Annotated in this window: 24 protein-coding genes; 5 read left to right on the top strand and 19 right to left on the bottom strand. The window is 68.0% G+C overall.

The genetic code is table 11. The features are described 5' to 3' along the window. Positions 1-26 precede the first annotated feature (26 nt). The 17 genes from IMX13_RS15990 to IMX13_RS15910 form a co-directional block, all read right to left on the bottom strand. Positions 27-2,381, bottom strand: coding sequence for an MMPL family transporter (locus tag IMX13_RS15990; RefSeq protein WP_193396719.1), 2,355 nt, complete (start codon positions 2,379-2,381; stop codon positions 27-29). Further along, complete coding sequence (locus IMX13_RS15985; protein ID WP_065174273.1) at positions 2,374-3,003, bottom strand: outer membrane lipoprotein carrier protein LolA; 630 nt, start codon at positions 3,001-3,003, stop codon at positions 2,374-2,376. Before IMX13_RS15985 ends, IMX13_RS15990 begins: the two co-directional genes overlap by 8 nt. Continuing rightward, positions 3,000-3,422, bottom strand: coding sequence for an acyl-CoA thioesterase (locus IMX13_RS15980; protein ID WP_053518130.1), 423 nt, complete (start codon positions 3,420-3,422; stop codon positions 3,000-3,002). Before IMX13_RS15980 ends, IMX13_RS15985 begins: the two co-directional genes overlap by 4 nt. Next, on the bottom strand, positions 3,409-4,959 hold the full coding sequence (locus tag IMX13_RS15975) for an aromatic amino acid ammonia-lyase (RefSeq protein WP_065181425.1): 1,551 nt from the start codon (positions 4,957-4,959) through the stop codon (positions 3,409-3,411). The genes IMX13_RS15980 and IMX13_RS15975 overlap by 14 nt, the downstream gene beginning before the upstream one ends. Then, positions 4,949-5,890, bottom strand: coding sequence for an acyltransferase (locus tag IMX13_RS15970; protein WP_180876472.1), 942 nt, complete (start codon positions 5,888-5,890; stop codon positions 4,949-4,951). The genes IMX13_RS15975 and IMX13_RS15970 overlap by 11 nt, the downstream gene beginning before the upstream one ends. 1 nt (position 5,891) lies before the next feature. Next, positions 5,892-6,662, bottom strand: coding sequence for a glycosyltransferase family 2 protein (locus IMX13_RS15965; protein ID WP_053518077.1), 771 nt, complete (start codon positions 6,660-6,662; stop codon positions 5,892-5,894). After that, entirely contained in the window at positions 6,652-8,337 is a 1,686-nt protein-coding gene (locus IMX13_RS15960) for an AMP-binding protein (protein ID WP_193396718.1), read from the bottom strand. Before IMX13_RS15960 ends, IMX13_RS15965 begins: the two co-directional genes overlap by 11 nt. Continuing rightward, positions 8,330-8,881, bottom strand: a complete 552-nt coding sequence (locus tag IMX13_RS15955) for a hypothetical protein (protein ID WP_053518075.1) — start codon at positions 8,879-8,881, stop codon at positions 8,330-8,332. Before IMX13_RS15955 ends, IMX13_RS15960 begins: the two co-directional genes overlap by 8 nt. A gap of 22 nt (positions 8,882-8,903) precedes the next feature. Next, positions 8,904-9,161, bottom strand: coding sequence for an acyl carrier protein (locus IMX13_RS15950; RefSeq protein WP_053518073.1), 258 nt, complete (start codon positions 9,159-9,161; stop codon positions 8,904-8,906). A 17-nt stretch (positions 9,162-9,178) separates the two neighbouring features. Next, positions 9,179-9,436: a phosphopantetheine-binding protein gene (locus IMX13_RS15945; RefSeq protein ID WP_053518072.1), complete on the bottom strand. Its 258-nt coding sequence runs from the start codon at positions 9,434-9,436 to the stop codon at positions 9,179-9,181. Beyond that, positions 9,423-10,220: a lysophospholipid acyltransferase family protein gene (locus tag IMX13_RS15940; protein ID WP_053518128.1), complete on the bottom strand. Its 798-nt coding sequence runs from the start codon at positions 10,218-10,220 to the stop codon at positions 9,423-9,425. Before IMX13_RS15940 ends, IMX13_RS15945 begins: the two co-directional genes overlap by 14 nt. After that, the gene (locus IMX13_RS15935; RefSeq protein ID WP_053518071.1) at positions 10,213-10,956 is read right to left on the bottom strand and encodes a beta-ketoacyl synthase chain length factor; all 744 of its coding nucleotides are present in this window, start codon (positions 10,954-10,956) and stop codon (positions 10,213-10,215) included. Before IMX13_RS15935 ends, IMX13_RS15940 begins: the two co-directional genes overlap by 8 nt. Before the next feature lie 214 nt (positions 10,957-11,170). Then, positions 11,171-12,184, bottom strand: coding sequence for a cytochrome d ubiquinol oxidase subunit II (cydB, locus tag IMX13_RS15930; protein WP_065174269.1), 1,014 nt, complete (start codon positions 12,182-12,184; stop codon positions 11,171-11,173). A gap of 1 nt (position 12,185) precedes the next feature. Beyond that, positions 12,186-13,583 carry a cytochrome ubiquinol oxidase subunit I gene (locus tag IMX13_RS15925; RefSeq protein ID WP_053518068.1) on the bottom strand — a complete coding sequence of 466 codons (1,398 nt, stop codon included), beginning with the start codon at positions 13,581-13,583 and terminating at the stop codon, positions 12,186-12,188. A 175-nt stretch (positions 13,584-13,758) separates the two neighbouring features. Next, positions 13,759-13,974, bottom strand: a complete 216-nt coding sequence (locus IMX13_RS15920) for a hypothetical protein (RefSeq protein WP_053519921.1) — start codon at positions 13,972-13,974, stop codon at positions 13,759-13,761. Beyond that, complete coding sequence (locus IMX13_RS15915; protein ID WP_053519922.1) at positions 13,971-14,612, bottom strand: sigma-70 family RNA polymerase sigma factor; 642 nt, start codon at positions 14,610-14,612, stop codon at positions 13,971-13,973. The genes IMX13_RS15920 and IMX13_RS15915 overlap by 4 nt, the downstream gene beginning before the upstream one ends. 37 nt (positions 14,613-14,649) lie before the next feature. Further along, positions 14,650-14,979, bottom strand: coding sequence for a hypothetical protein (locus IMX13_RS15910; protein WP_053519923.1), 330 nt, complete (start codon positions 14,977-14,979; stop codon positions 14,650-14,652). 167 nt (positions 14,980-15,146) lie between these two features. On the opposite strand from IMX13_RS15910, the gene IMX13_RS15905 reads away from it, so the two are divergent. From IMX13_RS15905 to hemF, 4 genes are read left to right on the top strand one after another with little or no spacing between them, the layout of a single operon-like run. Continuing rightward, a complete protein-coding gene (locus tag IMX13_RS15905) occupies positions 15,147-17,513 on the top strand; it encodes a S9 family peptidase (protein ID WP_065181421.1) in 2,367 nt (788 codons plus the stop codon). Then, a complete protein-coding gene (locus IMX13_RS15900; protein WP_164150441.1) occupies positions 17,510-17,929 on the top strand; it encodes an NUDIX domain-containing protein in 420 nt (139 codons plus the stop codon). The genes IMX13_RS15905 and IMX13_RS15900 overlap by 4 nt, the downstream gene beginning before the upstream one ends. Before the next feature lie 27 nt (positions 17,930-17,956). Next, complete coding sequence (locus IMX13_RS15895; protein WP_065174265.1) at positions 17,957-18,517, top strand: hypothetical protein; 561 nt, start codon at positions 17,957-17,959, stop codon at positions 18,515-18,517. A 49-nt stretch (positions 18,518-18,566) separates the two neighbouring features. After that, entirely contained in the window at positions 18,567-19,463 is an 897-nt protein-coding gene (hemF, locus tag IMX13_RS15890; protein WP_053519927.1) for an oxygen-dependent coproporphyrinogen oxidase, read from the top strand. 48 nt (positions 19,464-19,511) lie between these two features. Here hemF and IMX13_RS15885 read toward each other — a convergent pair whose 3' ends face one another. Together IMX13_RS15885 and polA are read right to left on the bottom strand one after the other, a co-directional pair. Further along, entirely contained in the window at positions 19,512-19,994 is a 483-nt protein-coding gene (locus tag IMX13_RS15885) for a YetF domain-containing protein (RefSeq protein WP_053519928.1), read from the bottom strand. 326 nt (positions 19,995-20,320) lie between these two features. Beyond that, on the bottom strand, positions 20,321-23,095 hold the full coding sequence (polA, locus tag IMX13_RS15880; RefSeq protein ID WP_193396717.1) for a DNA polymerase I: 2,775 nt from the start codon (positions 23,093-23,095) through the stop codon (positions 20,321-20,323). A 99-nt stretch (positions 23,096-23,194) separates the two neighbouring features. On the opposite strand from polA, the gene IMX13_RS15875 reads away from it, so the two are divergent. Then, a complete protein-coding gene (locus IMX13_RS15875; protein ID WP_053519930.1) occupies positions 23,195-23,479 on the top strand; it encodes a DUF2782 domain-containing protein in 285 nt (94 codons plus the stop codon). Positions 23,480-23,483 lie beyond the last annotated feature (4 nt).

The raw sequence follows: 23,483 nt of genomic DNA, 5'->3' as shown, positions 1-23,483 counted from the left end.
GGAGAGAAGAAGAGCCGAAGGCGGACTCAGGCCGCCGGCAGATCATGCGGCGGCGGCCGGAACAGCGGCGAGATCAGCCAGACCAGCCCGATACCGAACAGCAGGGTCAGGCCGAACGCGCGCAGCGCCGGAGTCTGCGACAGGCCCAGCAGGCCGAACGACAGCCAGGTACTGGCCGCACCCACGCACACCGCCAGCCATGCACTGGCGTCGCCACGATGCTCGATCAGGAAGATGCCATAGTCGATGCCCATGCCCAGCAGCAGCATCAGCGCCAGCACGTTGAACAGCTGCAGCGGCTGGCCGAACAGGCCCAGCAGGCCCAGGGTCAGCGCACCGGCGATCAGGGTCGGGGCGAACACGCGCCAGGCCTGGCGGCGATAGCGCAGCCACAGCGCGCCGAACACCAGTGCGATGCCGACCAGCAGCAGCCCGCCCATCAGCTTGCGGTAGTGGCCCAGCAGCGTGGAGAAATCGGAGGTTCGGTCTACCCAGCGCACGCCGGGCAGACCTTCGGCGGCACGTTCCAGCGTGGCCAGAGCATCGGCACGCGACAGGTCATCGACCATCACCACGCTGATCATCTGCCCACCGACCTTACCCACCCACAGGTGGCGGAACGGCTGCGAGGCTGGCGAGGCCAGGAAGGCGTCGGCGGTGAGCGGCGCTGCGGCAAACTGCGGTCGCAGCAGCGGCTCGCCCACGGCTTCGGACACAGCCGACAGCACGCCGGGCTCCACCTTCGCGGTCAGCGCAGCATCGGCCTGCTGCCGGGCCGGTGATGGCAGCCAGTCACTGATCGCGCGGTAGCCACCAATGCGCTTGTCATCGGCCAGTACACGCAAGCGTTCGGTCAACGCCTCTTCGCGCTGCAACAGCTGGGCGGCATCGCTGCCCTGCACCAGGTAGAACTGTGCCGGGCTGGGCATGCCCAGCAGCTGGCTCAGGCGGATCTGCTGGGCCATCAGCGCCGGTGGAGACGACTGCAGGCTGCGCAGGTCGTCGTTGCTCTGCAGGCGCGCGATGCCCACCGCGGACAACGCCAGCGCCGCCACCACGAAGATCGCCACCGGGCGCCGGCCGTGCAGGCGCGGGAAACGTTCCAGCGTATTGCCCAGCCAGTGCGAGAAGCGGGTCTGGCGGATCTCGCCACCGTCGAGCCACGGGAACCAGAAGATCACCGTGAGGAACGCTGCTGCCAGGCCCACCACCGAGAACAGCGCCATCTGGCGAAGGCCCGGGAACGGAGCCAGGCCCAACGCGAGGTAGGCCAGCGCACTGGTCAACAGCGCCAGCCACAGGCCGGGCAGCAGATGCCGCAGCAGCTTCCAGCGACGGTCGGCCGGTTCGGCCTGGCGCGACGCAAACCAGTGGATGCCGTAGTCCTCCGCTACACCCACCAGCGATGCACCGAACACCAGGGTCAGCACGTGCACTTTGCCGAACACCAGCACGGTCACCGCCAGCGCCACGCCGCAACCGATCAGCAGCGACGCGGCCACCAGCAGGATCGGCCGCAGCGAACGGAACGCCAGCCACACCAGCAGCAGTACCGCGGCCAGCGAGCCCCAACCGATGGTGTTGATCTCGCGGTTGGCCTGCACCGCAGCGGCTTCGGCGTGCAGCGGCACGCCGGCATGCAGGATTTCCAGCTCAGGCGCTGCGGCCCTGGCCGCCTTCCCGGCCCGCTCCAGCAGGCCATCAAGATGGCGCTCGCCATCGAGCTGGAACGCCGAACCCGGCGTATCGAACTGCAGCGCCGCCCAATGCTTGCCCTCGGCTTCAAGCAGGCCATCATCACCCAGCCGCAAGCCCGAACCCTGCGCCTGCTGCTGCCACCATTGCGGCCACAATGACAGCGGATCCTGCCGCCATTCGGTGAGCCGCGGAGCACCCATCGGCCCGTACAGCGCGGCGAGTGCCTGTTCGGCCAGCGCACCGGTTTCCGTGCTCTGCAGCTGGTCACGCTGTGCCGGGGTCAGCAGGCGGTCGCGATACGGCACGTAGAACGCACGCGCCTCGTCGAACCAGCCTTCAATGGACCCACTGGGCACCAGCAAAGCGCTCTCGGCATCTCCAGCCATGGCCGCAGCGAACGCGGCCTGCGCCCGCTTGGCGGCGGCGCCGTCCTGGCTGCCGAGCAGCACCACCACCTGCCGCGAACTGCCATCGGCGATGCGCCGGGTGACATCGCTCAACAGGCGGTCATGCGCATCCTGCGGCAACAGCGCGAGGATGTCGGTATCGATCCGCGGCTCCTGGCTCCACAGGCGCCACTGCTGCACGCCCAGTACCAGCAGCAACACCAGCCAGGCGATGCCCAGCCAGTGCCACCAACGCCGCAACCGGTCCGGTGCGTTCAACGCCACGGCGTCACTCAAAGCGGCGCGCCTCGTCGGGGTTCAGCGTGGCGGGGGCTTCACTCAACGCGCTGAACTGGATCTGCGTGCGGTCCTTGTTCGCCTCGACGATCTCGACCTGGCGCACATAGCGGTCACCCTGCAGCGTCAGCGACTCGAAGGCCTTGGCCAGCATCGCCGACTTCGGTGTCAAACGTAGGCGCCAGCCCTGCCCTTCACGGCTGGCCGCCACGTTGAACTGGCCGGAGAGTGCCTGCACGTCGCCACTCATCAGCGCGAACATGATCGCATTCACCGAGCGCATCGCCGGCTGCTGCCGTGCATCGAGTTCAACGCGGGTGCTGCCATCGCGCTGGCGGCTGAGGATGCGGTCGGCGGTGACCACCACCTCGGAGGGGAACGGCGTGAGCGTGGTCCAGATCACACCGTGCTGGCGCGCGACCACGAACCGGCCGTGCGAGCGCAGCGGATTCCTGAAGCCACTGACCTGCTTTTCCTGGCTGAACTGGCCACGCAGCACCTCCGGACGCGCCACCGCCTGGGTGATCGCGTCGACGGCAGGATCGGCCGCCTGTACACGCGGTGCGGCCACCAGCAGCAGCGCGCACAGCAGCACGCCTGGAAGACGGGCGAGCATGTTCATGGCGCGGGCACTCCCAGACGTTCCCACAGTACCGGCGGGCATTGGTACAGCATCTCCTTGCTGGCGGCATCCACCGCGACCTGGATGGTCATGGCCCGGGTGGCCACCTGGCCGCTCTCCGCATCCAGGATCTCGTAGTCGATCTTCAGCCGGTTCTCCCATTCGACGATGCGTGCACGCACCAGCAGCCGCTGGTTGAACAGCAGCGGCCGCACGTATTTCACGCGCGCATCGACCACCGGCCACAGGTAGCCCGATGCGAGCATCTGCGGGTAGTCGTAGTCGTGGCGCTGCAGCAGCGCACACCGGGCAATCTCCAGATACTTGAAGTAGTTGCCATGCCAGACCACGTTCATCGGATCGCAGTCGTGGAAGGCGGGGCGCAGCTCGATTTCACAGACCAGGTCATTCACCGGAATACAGTTCCCAACGTTGCGCGCGGATCTCCACCAGCAGCTCCCGCAGTTCGCGATCCAGCGCGCGGTCTTCCTCGACCAGCGCGATGCGCTGCCCCAGGTCCACATACATGTCGGCCAGACTGCCATGCAGCTGCGCGTTCAGGCCAACCCGCTCGCGCAGTGCCAGGCCCTGGCGGGCGGCGATCAGCATCGCCGCCACCACCTGTTCAGTCAGTTCGATCACACGCAGGCAGTCGCGCGCGGCGATGGTGCCCATGCTGACCTTGTCCTGGTTGTGGCATTCGGTCGAGCGCGAGAACACACTGGCCGGAAGGGTCTGCTTCAACGCTTCGGCGGTCCACGCCGAGACGCTGATCTGCAGTGCCTTCAGCCCGTGGTTGATTGCTGCCCGCGGGCCGGTAGCCGCCGACAGATTGGCGGGCAGGCCGTGGTTGTATCGCGCATCCACCACCAGCGCCAGCTGCCGGTCGAGCAGGTCGGCAAGGTTGGCCACGGTGTTCTTCAGCGTGTCCATTGCCAGTGCGATATGGCCGCCGTAGAAGTGGCCGCCGTGCAGGATGCGCTCGCCGTCGGCATCGATCAGCGGGTTGTCGTTGGCGCTGTTCAGCTCGGTTTCGATCAGCTGCCGCAGGAAGGGCAGGCTGTCTTCCAGCACGCCGATCACGTGCGGGGCGCACCGCAGCGAGTAACGATCCTGCAGGCGCTGTTCGTTGCGCGGCGGCCGTTCGCTGTGCAGGTCGCGGCGCAGCCGTGCGGCGATGCGGGCCTGGCCCGGATGCGGCTTGGCCGCGAACAGGGTCTCGTCGAAATGGTGCGCGTTGCCGTCGCTGGCCAGCACGTTGAATGCGGTCAGGCGGGTGGCCAGGCGCGCCAGGTAGTCGGCACGCTGCCAGGCCAGGCAGGCCAGGCCGGTCATCACCGCAGTGCCGTTCATGATCGCAAGGCCTTCCTTCGGCCGCAGCTTCAGCGGGACCATGCCGATGCTCGCCAGTACTCCGGCAGCCGGTTGCACGCGGCCATCGTGCAGGACCTCGCGCTCGCCGCACAGCACCGCCGCCACGTATGACAGCGGCGTCAGGTCACCGCTGGCGCCGACCGATCCCTCCGCCGGGATCATCGGCAGCACGTCATGCCGCAACAGTGTGGCCAGGCCTTCCAGCAGGGCTACGCTGACACCGGACATGCCACGCACCAGCGACGCCAGACGGGCAGCCAGCACTGCGCGGGTCTCGGCCGGGTCCAGGTAACGGCCCAGTCCGCAGCCATGGTAGGTGTACAGGTGGTGCGGCAACTCGGCCACCAGCGCCGGCGGGATGTTCACCGTGCACGAATCGCCGTAGCCGGTCGTCACGCCGTAGATCACCCCGTCCTCGCGCAGCAGGCGGTCGAGAAAATCGGCACCGCGCTGGATATGGGCACGGAAGGCCGGGGCCTCGCTCAGTGCGGCCTCGCACTGGCGATGGGCCAGCGCCACCACGTCTTCGATGGTCAACGGTGCGTCGCCAAAGCGGCACACGGGTACGGCGTCAGTCGTCATGCGGAGCCTGATCCCAGAAGGGGAAGAAATTGAACCAGTCCAGCGGGGACTGGATGACCTGCAGTTCGAGCCACTGCGCGAAACGCTGCGCCTGCCCTGTCAGTGCCGCGTCCCGCGAGCCACGCGGCAGCACGATGCGATCGGCGAACTGCTCGAAGGCGACCCGGTACCCCTGGCCTTCATGCAGGCAGGCCATGGTGTACACCGGGCAGCCCAGTGCCGCCGCCAGCACGTAGGCACCGATGGGGAACGGGGCACGGTGGCCGAGAAAATCCGCGGTGACGCTGCGTCCACCCTGCACTGGCGTGCGGTCGCCGACGATGGCCACGAAGCCACCGGCAGCCACGCGCTCGGACAGCATCATCGCCGTGGCCGGCCCCATCGCGGTGACCTGCACCAGTTCCACCGTTGCCAGCGGGTCCAACCGCTGCAGCAGGCGATTGAAGCGCTGCGCGTGCGCGGTGTGCACCAGCACGGTGATGCGGAACCCCGGCACCTGTTCGGCCAGCACCTGGCACAACTCCAGGCAGCCGATGTGGGCGGTCAGGATCAGCCCGCCTTCGCGGCGTGCGATCCTGTCCAGCACCAGATCGCGCCGCAGCTGGATGCGCTCGGGCGGATAGCGTCCGCCCAGGCCGAGGATCTTGTCCAGCAGGGTGTCGGCGAACGCGAAGAAATGGCGCAGGCTGTCGCGCCGCGTCGGCTCGCGGCCCAGCGCGCCACTGTGTGCCTGCAAGCGCTGTAGATACTGCAGTGATGCCTGCCGGGCCACACGGTTGCCCAGCCAGTGGCAGAGCACCACCGGCCACACGCACAGGCGGAACGGCCAGCGCCCGAACCACCGATGCACCCAGCACAGGAACAACACGCCGGCCACCGATGTGGATTCACCGATGTCGGCCCAGTGCGGCGCACCTTGGGGGGCGGCCATCTCAGCCCTGCCCCTGCAGGCGGCGCCAGAGCAGGCGCGGTGCGCGCCGGAGCATGCCAAAGAACAGGCGCGCATGCATGCGGCTGATGCGTACGTTGTCGCGCCACACATCGAAATGCGAGACACCGTCTGCCGGATAGGTCACCCGCGTCGCCAGATGTTCCACCGGCACCTGCCGCCAGTACAGCCGCACCATCACTTCGGTATCGAAATCCATGCGCCGGCCGATGGTCTCTTCGCCCATCAGGCGCAGCACCGGAGGCAGTGGATAGACACGGAAACCGCACATGGTGTCGCGCAGATGCAGCGACAGCGTGTTGATCCAGACCCAGACATGCGTTGCGTAGCGACCGTACAGGCGGGCCTTGGGCACACTGGCGTCGTAGGCGGGAATGCCGCAGATCACCGCGTCCTGCCGCGCACGCGCGGCCGCGATGAAGCGCGGCAGGTCGCCGGTGTCATGCTGGCCGTCGGCATCGATCTGCAGCACGTGGCTGCAGCCCCGCCTTGCGGCCTCGGCGAAGCCCGCCAGCATCGCCCCACCCTTGCCCTGGTTGACCGGCAGACGCAGCAGATCGACCCCTTCACGCTGTGCCAGCGCCTGCAGCACCGAAGCACATGATGCATGCGAGCCATCGTCCACAAGCAGGCAGGGCAGGCCAGCGCGCTGCACGCCATCGACCACCGCGGCGACAGCATGTTCGTGGTCGTAGACGGGAATCACCACCAGTGGCGCGAACGCGGCACCGGCATCGGCCGGATCACTGCGCATCGGCGAAGACCATCCTGCCACTGGCGTGTACGCCATGCACGGAGGCATAGCGGAAGACCAGCACGTTGCGTGCGGTATCCCAGTCCAGATGCAGCGTCAGCTCGTCGCCCGGACGCGCCACATGCTGGAACTTCACCGCATCCATGCGCACGAACCCCTCCGGCATCGCAAAGGCCTGCCGGGCAAAGCGCACCGCCCAGTCCACCTGGGCCACGCCCGGCAGGATCGCGGCCTGCGGGAAATGTCCCTGGAACGGGCGCAGCGCCGGGTCCAGGGTCATGCGCAGGGTAGCGCTGGCCGCCTCGCGCCGATCCCATACCGGCACCGGCATCGACGGCTGGAACAGGGCCACCAGCGCGGCCTGGGTCACCTTGCCCTGCGCATTCACCGGCAGCGTGGGTACCAGCCGCCAGCGGCGCGGACGGGTCACGGCGTCATGGCTCCGTGCAAGGCGCGCGGCCAGCCGCTGGCCCAGCGCGCGGCGCGCGGCATCATCGGCATCAAGCAGTGCCGCATCGGCCGGCACCACCACGGCCGCCAGCTGCTCGCGCTGGCCGGGCAGCACCAGCACGCGCACGTCATCGACGTCCGCGTCGTCGCGCAACGCACGTTCCAGCGCATCGAGCGAAACGCGGCGCTCTTCGATCTTGACGATGCGGTCGGCGCGGCCGAGCAGGCGGAAGCACCCCTCGGCCAGCGCTTCCACCCGATCCTGCGTGCACCACCAGTCGCGGCTCTGCAGATGGGGTGAAGCCACCGCCAGGCAGCCTCCCTCGATTCTCCACTGCACCCCCGGAAGCGGCTGCCAGGGCGGAAGATCGGTATCCCAGCGACGCCAGGCGATGCCGCCGGTCTCGCTGCTGCCGTAGACCTCGGTCGGTGCGACTGCCATCCATTGCCGCACCTGCCGCGCTGCCTCTTCCGGCAGCGGGCCGCCAGAGGAGAACACAGCGCGCAGGTGGCCCTGCAGGCTGGCCCAATCCAGCTGCGCAGGCAGGCGCTTGAGGTGCGCCGGGGTCGCCACCAGCACCGTCTGCGTGCCCGCCAGCGCAGCGACCAGATCCTCATGGAAGAACCGCCGCGGATGGATCAGGCGACCGGCGGCCAGCGGCCACAGCACGCGGAACAGCAGGCCGTAGATGTGCTGGTGCGACACCGTGCCATGCACCTGCGCGCCTTCCAGCTGTGCGCCGAACGCGGCCTGCAACGCATCGACCTCGCGCGCCAGCTGGTCCAGGCGCTTGTCGATCGCAGTGGGTTCGCCGGTGCTGCCCGACGTGAACACGCACAGCTCGCAGGCATGCTCGTCCAACGCATCCAGCTCGACCTGCGCACCGGCGGCCGCCATCATCAGTGGCCGGTAATCACGGGAAACGTCACCGGCAAAACCGCTTACCTGCGGCTGCAGGGCCTGCAGCGTGGCGGGCAGGTTGTCGGCGGCCAGGAACACCCGCTTGCCGGCGTGCCAGGCGCCGAACAGCGCCTCGGCGAACGACACGGCATCATCGAAGTACAGCGCCCAGTCACGGCCGTCAGTGGCGGCAAACGCCGTACGCCAGGCCAGTACGCGCTGACGGAATTGTTGATGGTCGACCACTTCGCCATCGCGGATGCCGACAGCACGCTGCGGCCGCGCATCCCGCAGCAGCCGGTCCAGGGCAATCCACTCAGCCATGGGCGTGCGCCGCCTTCACCCGTCGCCGCACCAGCCATTCGCCTGCGAACAATACGCCCATCATCACGTACGCCAACAATCCGTTGTAGAGCATCCAGACCCGATCCGATGCGTACAGCGCGGTGAGCAGGGCCAGACTGCCGTTGAGAACGAAGAAGCCGCACCACACCTGGGTGACGCGGCGGGTATAGGCCACCGCGAACGGTGGCAGGTCCGGCTCCTGCAGCCGCGCCAGGCGCTCCACCAGCGGCGGCCCGAACCGCAGGCTGATGGCGAACACGCACAGCATCACCACGTTCACCAGCGCTGGGTACAGCTTCAGCGGCAGCGCCTGGTTGAGCACGGTGGCCAGCACCGCCAGCAGTCCGGTACCGGCTGCAGCAGCCCACCACAGCGGCTGGCGCGTGCTCAGGGCACGCAGCAATGCCAGGGTGAACAGCAGCAGTGCCAGCCAGCGCGGCTCGAAGCGGCCCATCGCCAGGTAGACGAGCAGCGGGTAGGCCAGCGAAATCGCCGCCACCACGACCGTACGCGCGCGTGCCAAGGCGGAGCCGCCCGCGCTGCGGTCAGGCTGCTGCCTGGTCCGGCAGCAGCCGGTGCACGACATCCACGATGTCCTGCACGGTGCGCACGGCCTTGAACGCTTCCGGCTGCAGGTTGCGGCCGAGCAGCGGCTTGAGCTGCACGATCAGGTCGACCGCATCGATGCTGTCGATGTCCAGGTCGTCATAGAGACGTGCCTCGGGGGTGATCCGGGCCGGTTCGATCTCGAAGCTGTCGGTCAGGATGTTGACGATGCGTTCGAACAGTTCATTCTTGGTCATGGCAGCTCCTGGCGCCGTTACGACTGGCGGGCGGCGACGAACTCGCCGAGCGCGCGCACGCTGGAGAAATGGCGCCGGGTCTCTTCCGAGTCGGACGACAGGCTCACACCGTACTTCTTCTGCAGCGCCAGGCCCAGTTCCAGAGCGTCGATCGAATCCAGGCCCAGGCCCTCGACGAACAGCGGCGCGGTCGGATCGATGTCCTCCGGCGTGATGTCCTCCAGTGAAAGCGAGGAAATGATCAATTCCTTGATCTCGTGCTCAAGTGCTTGCACGGGTCGAATCTCCAGACAGGTCGAAATAACGAGAAAGGTGCTCGGTGACGCGGCGTGCTGCCAAGGCATCCCCCCTTGGCGCGTCGTCTTCGGCCAGGAATGGCGCGATCGGGATATCTTCGCCGATCTGCAGCCGAACGTGAAAGCGACGTGAGGGCACACGATACCATTTCTGCCCTTTGCTCAGGGTTGGCGGGGTACAGGTGATCCGCACCGGCGTGATGTCCAGCCGGCCGCGGACGGCGATATTGGCGGCCCCACGCTGAAGCCTCGGCGACTGGCCGGGCACGCTGCGGGTCCCTTCCGGGAAGATGACGAGGCTGCCGCCGGCCCGTACCGCGGCCACGCAGTCATCGACCAGGCCGGCCCCGTCGTCATTGGAAATGTAGCCGGCGGCCCGGACCGGGCCCCGCATGAACGGGTTGCGGGCCACCGCCCGTTTGACCACGCAGTCGGCATTGGGCAGCAGCGAGACCAGGCAGACCACGTCGATCAGGGTGGGGTGGTTGGCCAGGACCAGCAGGCCGTCGCGCTGCAGGCGCTCGCGCCCTTCGATCTCATAGGTCATCACCCCGAGCCCGCGCATCAGCCGCAGGTGGCTGGCGAACGCCACCTGCACCACGCGGCGGGCGCGACGGCGGCGGGCCACCGGATCACGCATCAGCAGCAGGACCGGCATCACCACGGCGCCCAGCAGCAGTCCGCCGATGCCGAACGCAGCAAAACTCAGGCCGGTGCCCACCACCCGCCAGGCAAGATCGAGGCGGCGCAGCGCCTCAGCCACGGCGGCTCCAGCGCCAGCGCTGGCCATTGGCAACGTGTTCCAGCGCCGGCGCGCCCGCGAGCAGGAAGCGGTGCAGGTCCAACGCGTGCGGCAACAGGCCGGGCGCGGCGGTAACCGGGGCCGGCGCGCCATCCCACTGCAGCGACAGCGTCGGCAGCGCCTGTGTCGGCGCCACCACACGCCAGCACCAAGCGAAGAACGGGTCGGGTTCGTCGGCGAACGTCGCGTAAACTTCGGGCAACGGCGACTCGTAGACCACCACCCGCACTTCGCGGGCGCCATCGGCCAGCAGACCGGCGGCCTCCAGGCAGGCGGCCTCCACCGTCGCCTGGCCGGCAGCCAGCGCCAGATAGTTGCCGCGATGGCCACGAGCGATCGAGTACAGCGCAGCGATCGCGTTATGGACCGACAGGCCGAATCCGGTGGGCGACAGGGGCTGCTCGTTCACCAGCGCCCCGAGCAGGTCCATCGAGCGCGCTACATCACCATGGCGGCTGGCAAACACCAGCGGTACCTGGCTGTCGGCCCCTTGGCCATCCTCGCACCAGCAGGCCGTCTGGATCGCCATCCGCCCCAGCCGCTCGATGCGGCGGCGCTGCATCGCGGGCACCTCGGACAGCGCCGGCGTGCCCTCGCCCTGTGGCAGGAAGGGTGCGTCAGCCCAGCTCAGCCACTGGCTGCGCTCGCTCAGGCCAGGTGCCCAGGCAGCCCAGTCGACGATGGAGAATTCGATCATCTAGCGATGGTGCTTCATCAGGAGAACGATGGCACGAGCCATTATGGCGACGCGCGGCGGCCCCCCGTCCCTGCAGCCGTGCGTCCGTCCAGGACGTCGCCGGCTGCCCCCCTGGCGGCCGGAAAGGAGCGCACGCTAGCACGTCCTGCGCAGGGTGTGCAGGTTTCACATTGCACAACACGGGGCCGGCACCTGTGGCCCCGCACGCCATTGCTCAGTGGTAACCGGCTCCGGCCTGCACTTTGCCGCGGAATACCCGGTACGACCACGCCGTATAGCCGAGGATGACCGGCAGCAGAATGACCAGCCCGACCAGGGTGAAGCCGAGCGAGGACGCCGGTGCGGCTGCCTGCCACAACGTCATCGAGGGCGGCAGCAGGTACGGCCACATGCCCAGCACCAGGCCCAGGAAGCCGAGAATGAACAGCGCCAGGCTGAGCAGGAACGGCGGCAGGTCGCGGCGTGGATGCGTGGCGCTGCGCCACAACGCAGCGGCCACCGCCAGGGTCAGCAACGGCACCGGTGACAGCCACCAGAAGTTGCCGTCACTGAACCAGCGCGCCATCAACCGCGAGTCCAGGAACGGCAGCCAGCTGCTGACCAGGCCCATCGCTGCGATCACCGCCACCACCAGCGGCCGTGTCAGCTGCCGCGCCAGCGCCTGCACGCGCCCTTCCGTCTTCAGGATCAGCCAGGTGCTGCCCAGCAATGCGTAACCGGCGACCAGCGCCGCGCCGGTGAGCATCGCAAACGGGCTGAACCAGGCAAACGCACCGCCGTGGTAGACCCCGTCCACCAGGGGCAGCCCCTGCACCAGCGCGCCCAGGATCACGCCCTGGGCGAACGTGGCCAGCAGCGAGCCGAGCGCGAACGCCACGCTCCACAGCCTCCGCGAGCGATGCGCCTTGAAACGGAATTCGAAGGCCACGCCGCGGAACACCAGTGCCACCACCAGCAGCAGCACCGGCAGATACAGCGCCGACAACAGCACTGCATAGGCCTTGGGGAACGCCGCCAGCAGGCCGGCGCCGCCCAGCACCAGCCACGTCTCGTTGCCGTCCCAGATGGGCGCAGCCGTGTTCATCATCAGGTCGAGCTGCTCCTCGTCCTCGGCGAACGGCGCAAGGATGCCGATGCCCAGCACGAACCCGTCCAGCACCACGTACATCAGTACGCCGAAGCCGATCACCGCGAACCACGCCACCGGCAGCCAGGTCACCAGGTCCATGTCAGCGCTCCTCCAGCGGTTCGTCGGCGGCGGACAGCGGCCGTGCCGGGGTGTGGCTGCCGTGGTCCAGCGAGGGCCCCTGGTCGTGGGGCTGCGGTCCATGGCGCAGGATCTTCACCAGGTACCAGATGCCCCATCCGAAGACGAAGGCGTAGCCGACGACGTAGACCCCCAGCGACAGCGCGGTCATCCATGCGCTCTGCGGGCCGACCGCATCGGCAGTACGCAGCACGCCGTAGACCACCCACGGCTGCCGCCCCATCTCGGTGACGAACCAGCCGGAGAGCAGCGCGATGAAGCCGCTCGGCAACATCCAGTTCCAGCCGCGCAGCAGCCACGGCGAATCCAGCAGCTTCCTCCGCCACAGCTGGAACGCTGACACCCATGCCAGCAGCAGCATCAGCGTGCCCAGTCCAACCATGATGCGGAAAGCGAAGAACACCGGCGTCACCGGTGGCCGTTCGCTGGCCGGTACCGAAGTCAGCGGATCGAAGGTGCCGTCCAGCGAATGGGTCAGGATCACGCTGCCCAGCTTCGGAATGGCGACTTCGAAGTCGTTGCGCTCTTCCTTTTCGTTGGGCAGCGCGAATACCACCAGCGGCACGCCCTCGCCTTCGCCGGATTCATGCCAGTGCGCTTCCACCGCCGCGATCTTCATCGGCTGGTGCTTGAGGGTGTTCAGGCCATGCATGTCGCCGACGAAGATCTGCACCGGCACGGTCAGCGCGGCAAACGCCACGGCCGCGATCAGCATGCGTCGGCCCGCCTCCACGTGCGTTCCCCTGCGCAGGTACCACGCACCCACGCCGCCGATCACGAAGCAGGTGGTGATGAACGAGCCCAGCGCCATGTGCGCCAGCCGGTACGGGAACGACGGGTTGAACACCACCTGCCACCAGTCCACCGGATGCACGATGCCATTGACCATCTCGTAGCCGGCCGGGGTGTGCAGCCAGCTGTTGGACGACAGGATCCAGAACGTGGAGAACAGCGTGCCCAGCGCCACCATGCAGGTGGACAGGAAATGCAGGCGCGGCGAAACCCGGCCCCAGCCGAACATCATCACGCCCAGGAAGCTGGCTTCCAGGAAGAACGCGGTCAGCACCTCGTAGGTCAGCAGCGGGCCGATGACGGTACCGGCCACCTCGCTCAGGCGCGGCCAGTGGGTGCCGAACTGGAAGGCCATGACGATGCCGCTGACCACGCCCATGCCGAACGATACGGCGAAGATCTTCTGCCAGAAGAAGTACAGCTCCCGCCAGACCGGGAGACGGGTACGCAGCCAGCGCCATTCGACGAAGGCCAGCCAGCTGGCCGTGCCAATGGTGAAGGCCGGGAACAGCACATGGAAACTGATGACGAATCCGAACTGGATCCGGGACAACAACAACGCGTCCAAGGGACGCCTCCTGCCTGCGACCGGTGGGATACCGGACCACTTTAGGAATATTTCGTTACGCCGGGATGCGACCGGGTGACGCGCTGCTTCACTCTGTCGCAGGGGAAGCCGCCGGGCATGGCCGCGCCCCATGACCTGCCGGCGCCGATCCGCCGGGCATGGCCCGGCGAGAGCCTCAAGGCCAGAAGTACCAGGCACCGGCCGCCAGCAGCGCGCCCACCAGCAGCACCTGCACCACCACATAGCCCACGCCACTGTCGCGCGACTCACTGGCAATACGCGTCTGCAACGCCTCGCTCACGTCCGGGGTCTGTTCCTGCCGTGCCTGTTCACGCAACGCCTGCGCCAGCGCGCGCTCGTCGGCATCGCGGGGATCGGTCGGTGGGTTCACAGCAGTTCTCCGGCGGTGGCATGCCGCGTCAGTTCCTGCTTCAGGAGCAGACGCGCGCGGTGCAGGTGGCTCTTGATGGTACCGCGCGCAAGACCGGTCACCTGCTCGATCTCTGCCAGGTCGAAATCCTCCAGGTAATGCAGGCCGACGATCAGGCGCTGCGGCGGGCTCAACCGCTCCAGCGCCGCACCCAGCTGGCGGCCGGCCTGCAGCGCTTGGCTGAGTTCGGCCGGGCCCGGTCCCTCGTCACCGATGCCCAGATCCTCCGGTACCTCCACCGCCACCATCCACTGCGCTTCCAGGCGCCGGCGACGCAGGTGCTGCAATGCGGTGGTGTAGGCCACCCGTGAGATCCAGGTCCGCAGCGAGGATTCGAAGCGGAACCGGTGCAGTTGCCGGAACACCGCCAGGAAGGTCTCCTGCAGCAGGTCAGCGACCTGATCGCGGTCACCCACCATGCGCCCGATCACATGCGCGCACGTGCGCTGATGGGCCTGCACCAGCTGCGCGAACGCCGGTTGCGAGCCATCGATGATGGCCCGCACCAGCGCCGCATCATCTTCGATGACCGCGGCCGCCGCGGCGTCCTGCCGGCGGCGGCCGCGCAGGGCGGACAGGGCTTCGCCCAGCAGGCTCATGCGCACCGCTCCCCCGGGGCGTGTGGCATGCCGGCGCTCAGCTCTTGCGCACGGCGGGGCGGGTGAAGTGCCAGGCCAGCAGCTGGCCCAGGCCGGCACTGCCCACCAGGGCGGCGGCGGCGCCAAAGGTGAGGTCGCGAGCGCCCAGGACTTCCAGCAGGCCCATGGCCAGGGCCAGGCACACCAGGCTGATGCCCCAGCGCAGCGCGCCCTGGCGGCGGCGCTCTTCCTCCAGCACGGCCAGGGAGCGGATCACCTCCTCGGGCACGTGCGGTGCGACCAGCTTGCTGCGCGCGCGCGCATCGGCGATGGCGTGGATGGCGTAGGCGATGCAGATGAAGAGGGTGATCGGGATGAGTTCCTGCATGGTCGTGCTCCTGTGCGGTGAATGATGCGGGTTCAGGAGAATGGATGCGCGATGGGGGGCACCGGTTGCACCGCTTTGCCGATCCCGCTGCCATGACCTGTGGCCCCCTCCTGCGGCGCGAACGGCTGCTACCCTTGCCCGGTTTCCTTTTCTGGTGCCGTCCGCCCATGTCCCGAGTGCTGCCCCTGTCCCTCCTGCTGTCGGCCGTGCTGGCCGCACCGGCCGCCCATGCCGCGCCGACGCCGATCACCATCGAACAGGCCATGGCGGATCCGGACTGGATCGGTCCGCCGGTCGAGAAGGCCTGGTGGTCGTGGAACAGCCAGCAGGTCGAGTACCAGCTCAAGCGCAACGGCAGCCCGGTGCGCGACACCTTCCGCCAGCCCGTGGCCGGTGGTGTTGCGGCCCAGGTGGCAGACGACCAGCGCGGCACCCTGGACGTGGCCGATCCGGTCTACGACCGCACCCGCACCCGCAGCGCCTTCGTCCGCAACGGCGACGTGTTCGTGCGCGACCTGCGCAGCGGCGCGCTGACCCAGCTCACGCGCAGCAACGAGCGCGCCAGCGGGGTGAACTTCGCTGCCGACAACGGCGTGATCTGGCGGGTGGGCCAGAACTGGTTCCACTGGACCGCTGCCGGCGGCGTGCAGCAGGTTGCCAGCCTGAAGGCCGACAAGGACCCCAACAGCGCGCCCAAGGACGACCTGCTGCGCGACCAGCAGCTGCGTACCCTGGAAACCCTGCGTCGCGACCGCGAGCAGCGCGAGGCATTGAAGGACCAGGACCAGCGCTGGCGCCAGGCCGACCCGACCCGCGCGCCGGGCCCGGTATACCTGGGCGCCGACGTGGAGATCGCCGACAGCGTGCTGTCGCCGGACCTGGGCCACCTGATCGTGGTGACCACGCCGAAGGACTTCGACGAGGGCCGCACCAGCAAGATGCCGCTGTACGTGACCGAATCCGGTTACGAGGAAACCGAGGACACCCGCACCCGCGTCGGTCGCAATGGCAACGAGCCGCACACCCTGTGGTACGTGGACGTGCGCAGCGGCAAGGCGCAGAAGCTGTCGCTGTCCGGCCTGCCGGGCATCGCCACCGACCCGCTGGCCGACCTGCGCCGCAAGGCCGGCAAGGAGGCGCTGAAGGGCGAACGCAGCGTGCAGGTGATGAGCGACTTCATGGGCGGCGGCATGCGCTGGAGCGCCGATGGCCAGCAGGCGGCGGTGATGCTGCGCGCCAACGACAACAAGGACCGCTGGATCGTCAGCATCGGCAGCGACGGCCGCGTGCAGAACCGCCACCGGCTGACCGACAACGCGTGGATCAACTGGGGCTTCAACGATTTCGGCTGGATGGCCGATGGCCGCACGCTGTGGCTGCTGTCCGAGGAATCGGGCTTCTCGCACCTGTACACCCAGGCCGGCACTGCCCGGCCGCAGGCGCTGACCAGCGGCAAGTGGGAGACCTCCGCGCCCGTGCTGTCGGCCGACGGCAAGGGCTTCTACTTCCTGTGCAACCAGCAGGCCCCGCACGATTACGAAGTCTGCGCGGTCGACACCGGCAGCCGTCAGGTCCGCGAGCTGACCAGCCTCAACGGCGTGGAAGACTTCTCGCTGTCGCCGGATGGCCAGCAGCTGCTGGTGCGCTACTCCGGTGCCTACCTGCCACCGCAGCTGGCGGTGCTGCCCAGCGCGGGCGGCCAGGCCCGCGTGCTGACCGATACCCGCAGCGCCGACTTCAAGGCGCGCCAGTGGATCCAGCCGAAGCTGGTGGCGGTGCCGTCCAGGCATGGCGCCGGCGTGGTCTGGGCCAAGTACTACGAACCCGAGCACAAGGAGCCGGGCAGGAAGTACCCGATCGTGATGTTCGTGCACGGTGCCGGCTACCTGCAGAACGTGCACCAGCGCTACCCGGCCTACTTCCGCGAGCAGATGTTCCACAACCTGCTGGTGCAGAAGGGCTACATCGTGCTGGACATGGACTACCGCGGCAGCGAGGGCTACGGCCGCGACTGGCGCACGGCCGTCTACCGCAACATGGGCCACCCGGAACTGGAAGACTACAAGGACGGCCTGGACTGGCTGGTGGACACCCAGCAGGGCGACCGTGACCACGCCGGCATCTACGGTGGCTCCTACGGCGGCTTCATGACCTTCATGGCGCTGTTCCGCGCACCGGGCACCTTCAAGGCCGGTGCCGCGCTGCGCCCGGTGGTGGACTGGCACAACTACAACCACGCCTATACCAGCAACATCCTCAACACGCCGGACATCGATCCGGAGGCGTACCGGGTGTCCTCGCCGATCGAGTACGCGCAGAACCTGCAGGACAACCTGCTGATCGCGCACGGCATGATGGATGACAACGTGTTCTTCCAGGACTCGGTGAACCTGACCCAGCGCCTGATCGAGCTGCACAAGGACAACTGGTCGATCGCCCCGTACCCGCTGGAACGCCACGGCTACGTCCGCGCCGACTCCTGGCTGGACCAGTACAAGCGCATCCTCAAGCTGTTCGAGCAGAACCTGAAGTGAGCAGTGCCGCGGCCACGATCCACATCGTGGCCGCGGTCATCGTCGACGACCACGGCCGGGCGCTGGTGGTACGCAAGCACGGCGCCGACCGCTTCATCCAGCCCGGAGGCAAGCCCGAACCGGGCGAAACGCCACTGCAGACGCTCGCCCGCGAACTGGACGAAGAGCTGGGCGTGCGCCTGCTCGCCGACCCTGCCGTGGCGCTGGGCCATTTCCAGGACTGGGCGGTGAACGAGCCTGGTCATCGCGTACAGGCCGAGGCCTGGTGGGTGCAGGTACAGGGCACGCCGCAGGCACGCGCGGAAATCGCCGAGCTGGCGTGGGTGCCGCTGCGCCCGCCCCATGGCCTGCGCTTGGCACCCTTGAGCGAACACCATATCCTGCCGGCCGTTGCCACCCGGGTGGCGACCCGCTGAAGACGCCACTGCAGCCAAGGACATCGGATGTCGCTTCAACCGCCCCGGCACCGCCCTGCCATGCCGCTCAACCCGGAGGATTTCGTGCGGCCGCTCGGCCTGGCGTCGTTGCTGATCTGCGCAGCGTTCGTGGTGGCCATGGCGATTCAGGCGCTGGTGGTCTGGCAGCTGTCCGACGGCCCGTTCTGGCGGTGGATGCTGCTGTCGGCCACTGAACAGCAGTTCCCGCCAAGCCTGCTGTGGATACTGCGCAAACCAGTGGACGCTACCCTGTGGCTGATGCTGTCAGCGATCCCCGCCGTGCTTTCCAGCTGGGGATTCGCCCGGCGACGTCGCTGGGGCCTGTGGAGCTACGTGGCATTGCTGTGGCTCTCGGCCCTGGCAAACTTCGCCGTCGCCGGGTGGCTGGACAGCGTCGTCGCCGACGTCATCGGGCGTATCGTCGATCCAGGCACACTGCGCGAAGCGCGAACCCAGCACATCCTCATGTCGCTGACCTTGTTCGGCGGCGCCTTCGCCCTGCTCGTCGCGCAGGGCTGGCTGGCCTGGCGCCTGCTGCGGCCGGATATCCGCTCCTGCTTCCACTGACCTGCCCTCACCCGCGGCGTGCGGCAGGCCCTGCGGTAAAGTACGCGTCATGAACGAATTCGAGCGCGTGCGCGCCTACCTGACCGACCTGCAGGACCGCATCTGTGCGGCGATCGAAGCGGCCGACGGCCAGGCCCGCTTCCAGGAAGACCTGTGGCAGCGCGCTGAAGGCGGGGGGGGCCGTACCCGCGTGCTGCGCGACGGCGCGGTGTTCGAACAGGCCGGAATCGGCTTCTCGGATGTCTCCGGCAGCCGCTTGCCGCCGTCGGCCTCGGCCAACCGCCCGGAGCTGGCCGGCGCCTCCTGGCGCGCCACCGGCGTATCGCTGGTGTTCCACCCGCTCAACCCCTATGTGCCCACCACCCATGCCAACGTGCGCTTCTTCCAGGCGCAGCGCGACGGCGAAGTGGTGGCCAGCTGGTTCGGGGGTGGTTTCGATCTGACCCCCTTCTATCCCTTCGACGAGGACGTGCGCCATTGGCATCAGGTCGCCCACGACCTGTGCGCGCCGTTCGGTGAAGAGCGCTACAGCGCGCACAAGCGCTGGTGCGACGAGTACTTCTTCCTGCGCCACCGCAACGAAACGCGCGGCATCGGCGGCCTGTTCTTCGACGATCTGCACGGCGATTTCGAACGCGACTTCGATTACCTGCGGGCGGTCGGCGACGGCTTCCTCGATGCCTATCTGCCGATCGTGCAGCAGCGCAAGGACATCGCCCATGGCGAGCGCGAGCGCGAATTCCAGCTGTACCGGCGGGGCCGCTATGTGGAATTCAACCTGGTCTACGACCGCGGCACGCTGTTCGGCCTGCAGAGCGGCGGCCGCAGCGAAAGCATCCTGATGAGCCTGCCGCCGCGGGTGCGCTGGGAATACGGCTTCACCCCCGAGGCGGGCAGTCCGGAAGCCCGGCTGGCCGATTACCTGGTCCCGCGCGACTGGCTCTAAGGCATCTCGCGGGGCGGCGTGGCCGTCCCCGCACGCATGCCGCCGGCCCTACGCGTCCGTGTGCCGGGCGATGATCGTGATGTGGCCGGTGGTTTCCAGCAGCGCCACCTGCACATCATCGATGCGCAGGCAGCCCTGCTGGCGCATGGCGGCATCGAAATCGGCCCGGCTGATCAGTTCGCGGCGCAGAACATCCCGCAACAGGGTGCCGTCACGGGCGATCACCACCGGTTCCCCCTCGATCAGGCGCTCCAGGCGGCGGTTGCGGGTGGTCACCCAGCCCACGCCGTAGTTGAGCAGGATCAGGGTCGCGGCGAGCAGCAGGCCACCGCCCAGGGACGTGTCCTGGCCCAGCAGCGCGTTCTGCACCGCGTTGCCCAGCAGCACGATCAGCAGCACGTCGAACGGGGTGATCTGCCCCAGCGCGCGCTTGCCGCTGAGGCGCACCAGGCCCAGCACGACGGTGTAGACCACCACCGCGCGCAGGATGAACTCCCACCACGGCATCGCCAGTGCGAACAGATCGTGCATTGCGGGCTCCCCTGCTGGGCGGTGGCCCAGCCTAGCAGCCGGCAGCCTGCCGGCGGCGCAAATAAAAAGCCCCGCTGACCAGGGGGAGGTCAACGGGGCCGGGGAACGGGCACTTGGGGAGGAGTCCCCGTTCCGAGATCTGCTCCAGGGGATGGGAGAGATCCACAACAGGCATTGCGCCTGTCGAGAGCTATAGAACCACTCCGAACACTAACGGTTCGTGAAGGGAGCCAATTTAATGAACCGCAATGGGGCGAGTATTCATGGCCGAGTCAGAAACTGTGGCCAGATGAACAAATTCACGTCGTTTCACGACCGAAAGCGACTCAGTGTGCCTCGTCCCAGTTCTTGCCTATGCCGGTGTCGACCACCAGAGGGACACGCAACTGTGCCGATTGCGACATACGCTGCACCACATTTTCCCGCAGCTCCTCGACAAACGCAGTCTCGGTTTCGAACACCAGTTCATCGTGCACCTGCAGGATCATCCGCGCCGGCGCCCCGCTGTCGCGCAGCCAGCGGTCAACATCCACCATCGCGCGCTTGATGATGTCGGCAGCGGTGCCCTGCATCGGCGCGTTGATCGCCGCGCGTTCAGCACCGGCACGCAGGCCCTGGTTGCGTGCATGGATATCGTTCAGATACAGGCGGCGGCCGAACAGCGTCTCCACATAGCCCTGGTCACGGGCCTGCTGGCGCATCCGCTCCATGAAGTCACGCACGCCCGGGTAACGGCTGAAGTACAACGCCACATAATCCTGCGCCTGGCCCCGGTCGATGCCCAGGTTGCGGGCCAGGCCGAAGGCACTCATGCCGTACATCAGGCCGAAATTGATCGCCTTGGCCGCGCGGCGCTCGTTCGGCGTCACCTCGTCCAGGGTGCGGCCGAACACTTCTGCGGCGGTGGCGCGGTGCACGTCGGCGCCCTGCTCGAAGGCGCGCACCAAGCCCGGGTCTTCGGACAGGTGGGCCATGATCCGCAGTTCGATCTGTGAATAGTCGGCGGCCAGCAGCTGGCAGCCCTCCGGTGCGACGAAGGCGCGGCGGATGCGGCGGCCATCTTCGGTGCGGATCGGGATGTTCTGCAGGTTCGGGTCCGAGGAGGACAGGCGGCCGGTGGCAGCGCCGGACTGGTGGTAGCTGGTGTGCACCCTGCCGGTATCCGGGTTGACCATCTCCGGCAGCTTGTCGGTATAGGTGCTGCGCAGCTTGGCCAGGCCACGGTAATCGAGGATCACCCGCGGCAGCTCATGCTGGTCGGCGATCGCCTCCAGCGCCTCTTCATTGGTGCTGGGCTGGCCCTTCGGAGTCTTCACCACCGCCGGCAGCTTCAGCTCGTCGAACAGCACGGCCTGCAGCTGCTTCGGCGAATCCAGGTTGAAACTGCGCCCGGCCAGCTCGGTGGCCTTCTGCTGCGCGGCCAGCATGCGCGAAGACAGGTCCTGGCTCTGCCGGCGCAGCTCGTCGGCATCGATGCGCACGCCGTTGGCCTCGATGCTGGCCAGCACCGGCACCAGGGGCATCTCGATGTCGCGGTACACGCGGTCCAAGGCAGGTTCGGCCAGCAGCTGCGGTTGCAGCGCGCGATGCAGGCGCAGGGTGATGTCGGCGTCCTCGGCCGCATAGCGGCTGGCCTCGTCGATGCCCACCTGCGAGAACGGAATCTGCTTGGCGCCCTTGCCGGCCACGTCCTCGAACTTGATGGTGGTGTAGCCCAGGTAACGCAGGGCCAGCGAATCCATGTCGTGGCGGGTGGCGGTGGAATTGAGCACGAAGCTCTCAAGCATGGTGTCGTCGTGGTAACCCTGCACCTCGACACCGTGGCGCCGCAGCACATGCAGGTCGTACTTGCCGTGCTGGCCCAGCTTCTTCCTTGCCGGGTCCTGCAGCACCGGGCGCAACGCGTCCAGCACCTGCTGCAGCGGCAGCTGCGCCGGTGCGCCGGGGTAGTCATGGCCCACCGGGATGTAGGCCGCCCTGCCCGGCTCGACCGCCAGGCTGACACCGACCAGGCGCGCGCGCATCGCATCCAGCGCGTCGGTCTCGGTATCGAAGCTGATCAGGTCGGCCTGCTGCAGCCGCTCCACCCAGGCCTGCAGCTGTCCGCTGGTAAGCACGGTCTCGTATTCACCTGGCGCGGCCAGTGCCGGATCCAGCGTGCCCTCGGCCGGTGCCTCCGCACTGCCACGGGCGAAGCCGGCCGCCGTGCCACGCAGGCTCGGTGCCGCCTCGCTGGCCACGGCCGGTGCCGGCAGCGGTGCCCCCAGTTCCTTCAGCGCCTGGGTGAACCCGTAGCGCGTGTACAGCTCAGTCAGCGCCGGCACGTCCTGTTCGCGCAGCGCCAGCGTGGTCGGGGTGGCCTCCAGCGCGACGTCGGTGCGGATCGTCACCAGCTCGCGGTTCAGCGGCAGGCGCTCCAGCGCCGCACGCAGGTTCTCGCCGATCTTGCCCTTCATGGACGGCGCGGCGGCCATCACGCCCTCCAGGTGCTGGTACTCGGCCAGCCACTTGGCGGCGGTCTTCGGCCCGCACTTTTCCACGCCCGGCACGTTGTCGACGCTGTCGCCCATCAACGCCAGCAGGTCGACGATCTGGTCGGCGCGCACACCGAACTTCTCCATCACCGCCGCGTCCGAATCCATGCGGCTGCCGGTCATGGTGTTGACCAGTTCGATGCCCGGCCGCACCAGCTGGGCGAAGTCCTTGTCGCCGGTGGAGATCGTCACCTTCAGGTCCTGCGCCTGGCCCTGCAGGGCCAGCGTGCCGATCACATCGTCGGCTTCCACGCCCGGAACGCGCAGGATGCTGATGCCCAGCGCTTCGACGATGCGGCACATCGGCTCGACCTGGCTGCGCAGCTCGTCGGGCATCGGGGGACGGTTGGCCTTGTACTGGTCGTACAGGTCATCACGGAAGGTCTTGCCGGGCGCATCGACGACGAACGCGACGTAGGCCGGCCGCTCCTTCAGCGTCGAGCGCAGCATGTTGACCACGCCGAACAGCGCGCCGGTGGGCTCGCCCTGTGCATTGGACAGGGGCGGCAGCGCGTGGAACGCGCGGTACAGGTAACTGGACCCGTCGATCAGGACTAATCTGCTCATGCAGCGATTCTACGCGCCTGTCCCTGCACAGCGGCGACACGGCGCATGCCCGACGATGGGGCATAATCGAATCTCTTTCCAGGCAAAGGACCACCGCCCATGAAGACTCTGATGCTGGCCTCCCTGCTCCTGCTTGCCGGCTGCGCCAGCATGGGTGGCGCCGGGGCGCCCCCGGTCGACGTCAAGGGCGCCGAGGTCTCCAGCCGCACCATGAGCAACGGCGACACCATCGAGGAGTACCGCGTGGCCGGGCAGCTGCGCATGGTCAAGGTGACGCCGTCGCGGGGTGCCCCGTTCTACATGTACGACAAGAACGGCGATGGCCGCATGGACACCGACAAGGACGGCGTCTCGCCGGTGTACTGGAAGCTCTACAGCTGGTGATGTG

Source organism: Stenotrophomonas sp. B2, from assembly GCF_014947095.1.
In the GTDB taxonomy this organism is placed as follows: domain Bacteria; phylum Pseudomonadota; class Gammaproteobacteria; order Xanthomonadales; family Xanthomonadaceae; genus Stenotrophomonas; species Stenotrophomonas maltophilia_P.
The sequence above is the reverse complement of the archived record's forward strand: the minus strand, read 5'-3'. Positions and strand labels throughout refer to the sequence as shown.

Bases quoted from the DNA above. Each gene is read 5' to 3' on its own strand.
- IMX13_RS15985 (WP_065174273.1), bottom strand. From the start codon at position 3,003: ATGAACATGCTCGCCCGTCTTCCAGGCGTGCTGCTGTGCGCGCTGCTG.
- IMX13_RS15975 (WP_065181425.1), bottom strand. From the start codon at position 4,959: ATGACGACTGACGCCGTACCCGTGTGCCGCTTTGGCGACGCACCGTTG.
- IMX13_RS15970 (WP_180876472.1), bottom strand. From the start codon at position 5,890: ATGGCCGCCCCCCAAGGTGCGCCGCACTGGGCCGACATCGGTGAATCC.
- IMX13_RS15965 (WP_053518077.1), bottom strand. From the start codon at position 6,662: ATGCGCAGTGATCCGGCCGATGCCGGTGCCGCGTTCGCGCCACTGGTG.
- IMX13_RS15960 (WP_193396718.1), bottom strand. From the start codon at position 8,337: ATGGCTGAGTGGATTGCCCTGGACCGGCTGCTGCGGGATGCGCGGCCG.
- IMX13_RS15950 (WP_053518073.1), bottom strand. From the start codon at position 9,161: ATGACCAAGAATGAACTGTTCGAACGCATCGTCAACATCCTGACCGAC.
- IMX13_RS15935 (WP_053518071.1), bottom strand. From the start codon at position 10,956: ATGATCGAATTCTCCATCGTCGACTGGGCTGCCTGGGCACCTGGCCTG.
- cydB (WP_065174269.1), bottom strand. From the start codon at position 12,184: ATGGACCTGGTGACCTGGCTGCCGGTGGCGTGGTTCGCGGTGATCGGC.
- IMX13_RS15915 (WP_053519922.1), bottom strand. From the start codon at position 14,612: ATGAGCCTGCTGGGCGAAGCCCTGTCCGCCCTGCGCGGCCGCCGCCGG.
- IMX13_RS15910 (WP_053519923.1), bottom strand. From the start codon at position 14,979: ATGCAGGAACTCATCCCGATCACCCTCTTCATCTGCATCGCCTACGCC.
- IMX13_RS15905 (WP_065181421.1), top strand. From the start codon at position 15,147: ATGTCCCGAGTGCTGCCCCTGTCCCTCCTGCTGTCGGCCGTGCTGGCC.
- IMX13_RS15895 (WP_065174265.1), top strand. From the start codon at position 17,957: ATGTCGCTTCAACCGCCCCGGCACCGCCCTGCCATGCCGCTCAACCCG.
- hemF (WP_053519927.1), top strand. From the start codon at position 18,567: ATGAACGAATTCGAGCGCGTGCGCGCCTACCTGACCGACCTGCAGGAC.
- IMX13_RS15885 (WP_053519928.1), bottom strand. From the start codon at position 19,994: ATGCACGATCTGTTCGCACTGGCGATGCCGTGGTGGGAGTTCATCCTG.
- polA (WP_193396717.1), bottom strand. From the start codon at position 23,095: ATGAGCAGATTAGTCCTGATCGACGGGTCCAGTTACCTGTACCGCGCG.
- IMX13_RS15875 (WP_053519930.1), top strand. From the start codon at position 23,195: ATGAAGACTCTGATGCTGGCCTCCCTGCTCCTGCTTGCCGGCTGCGCC.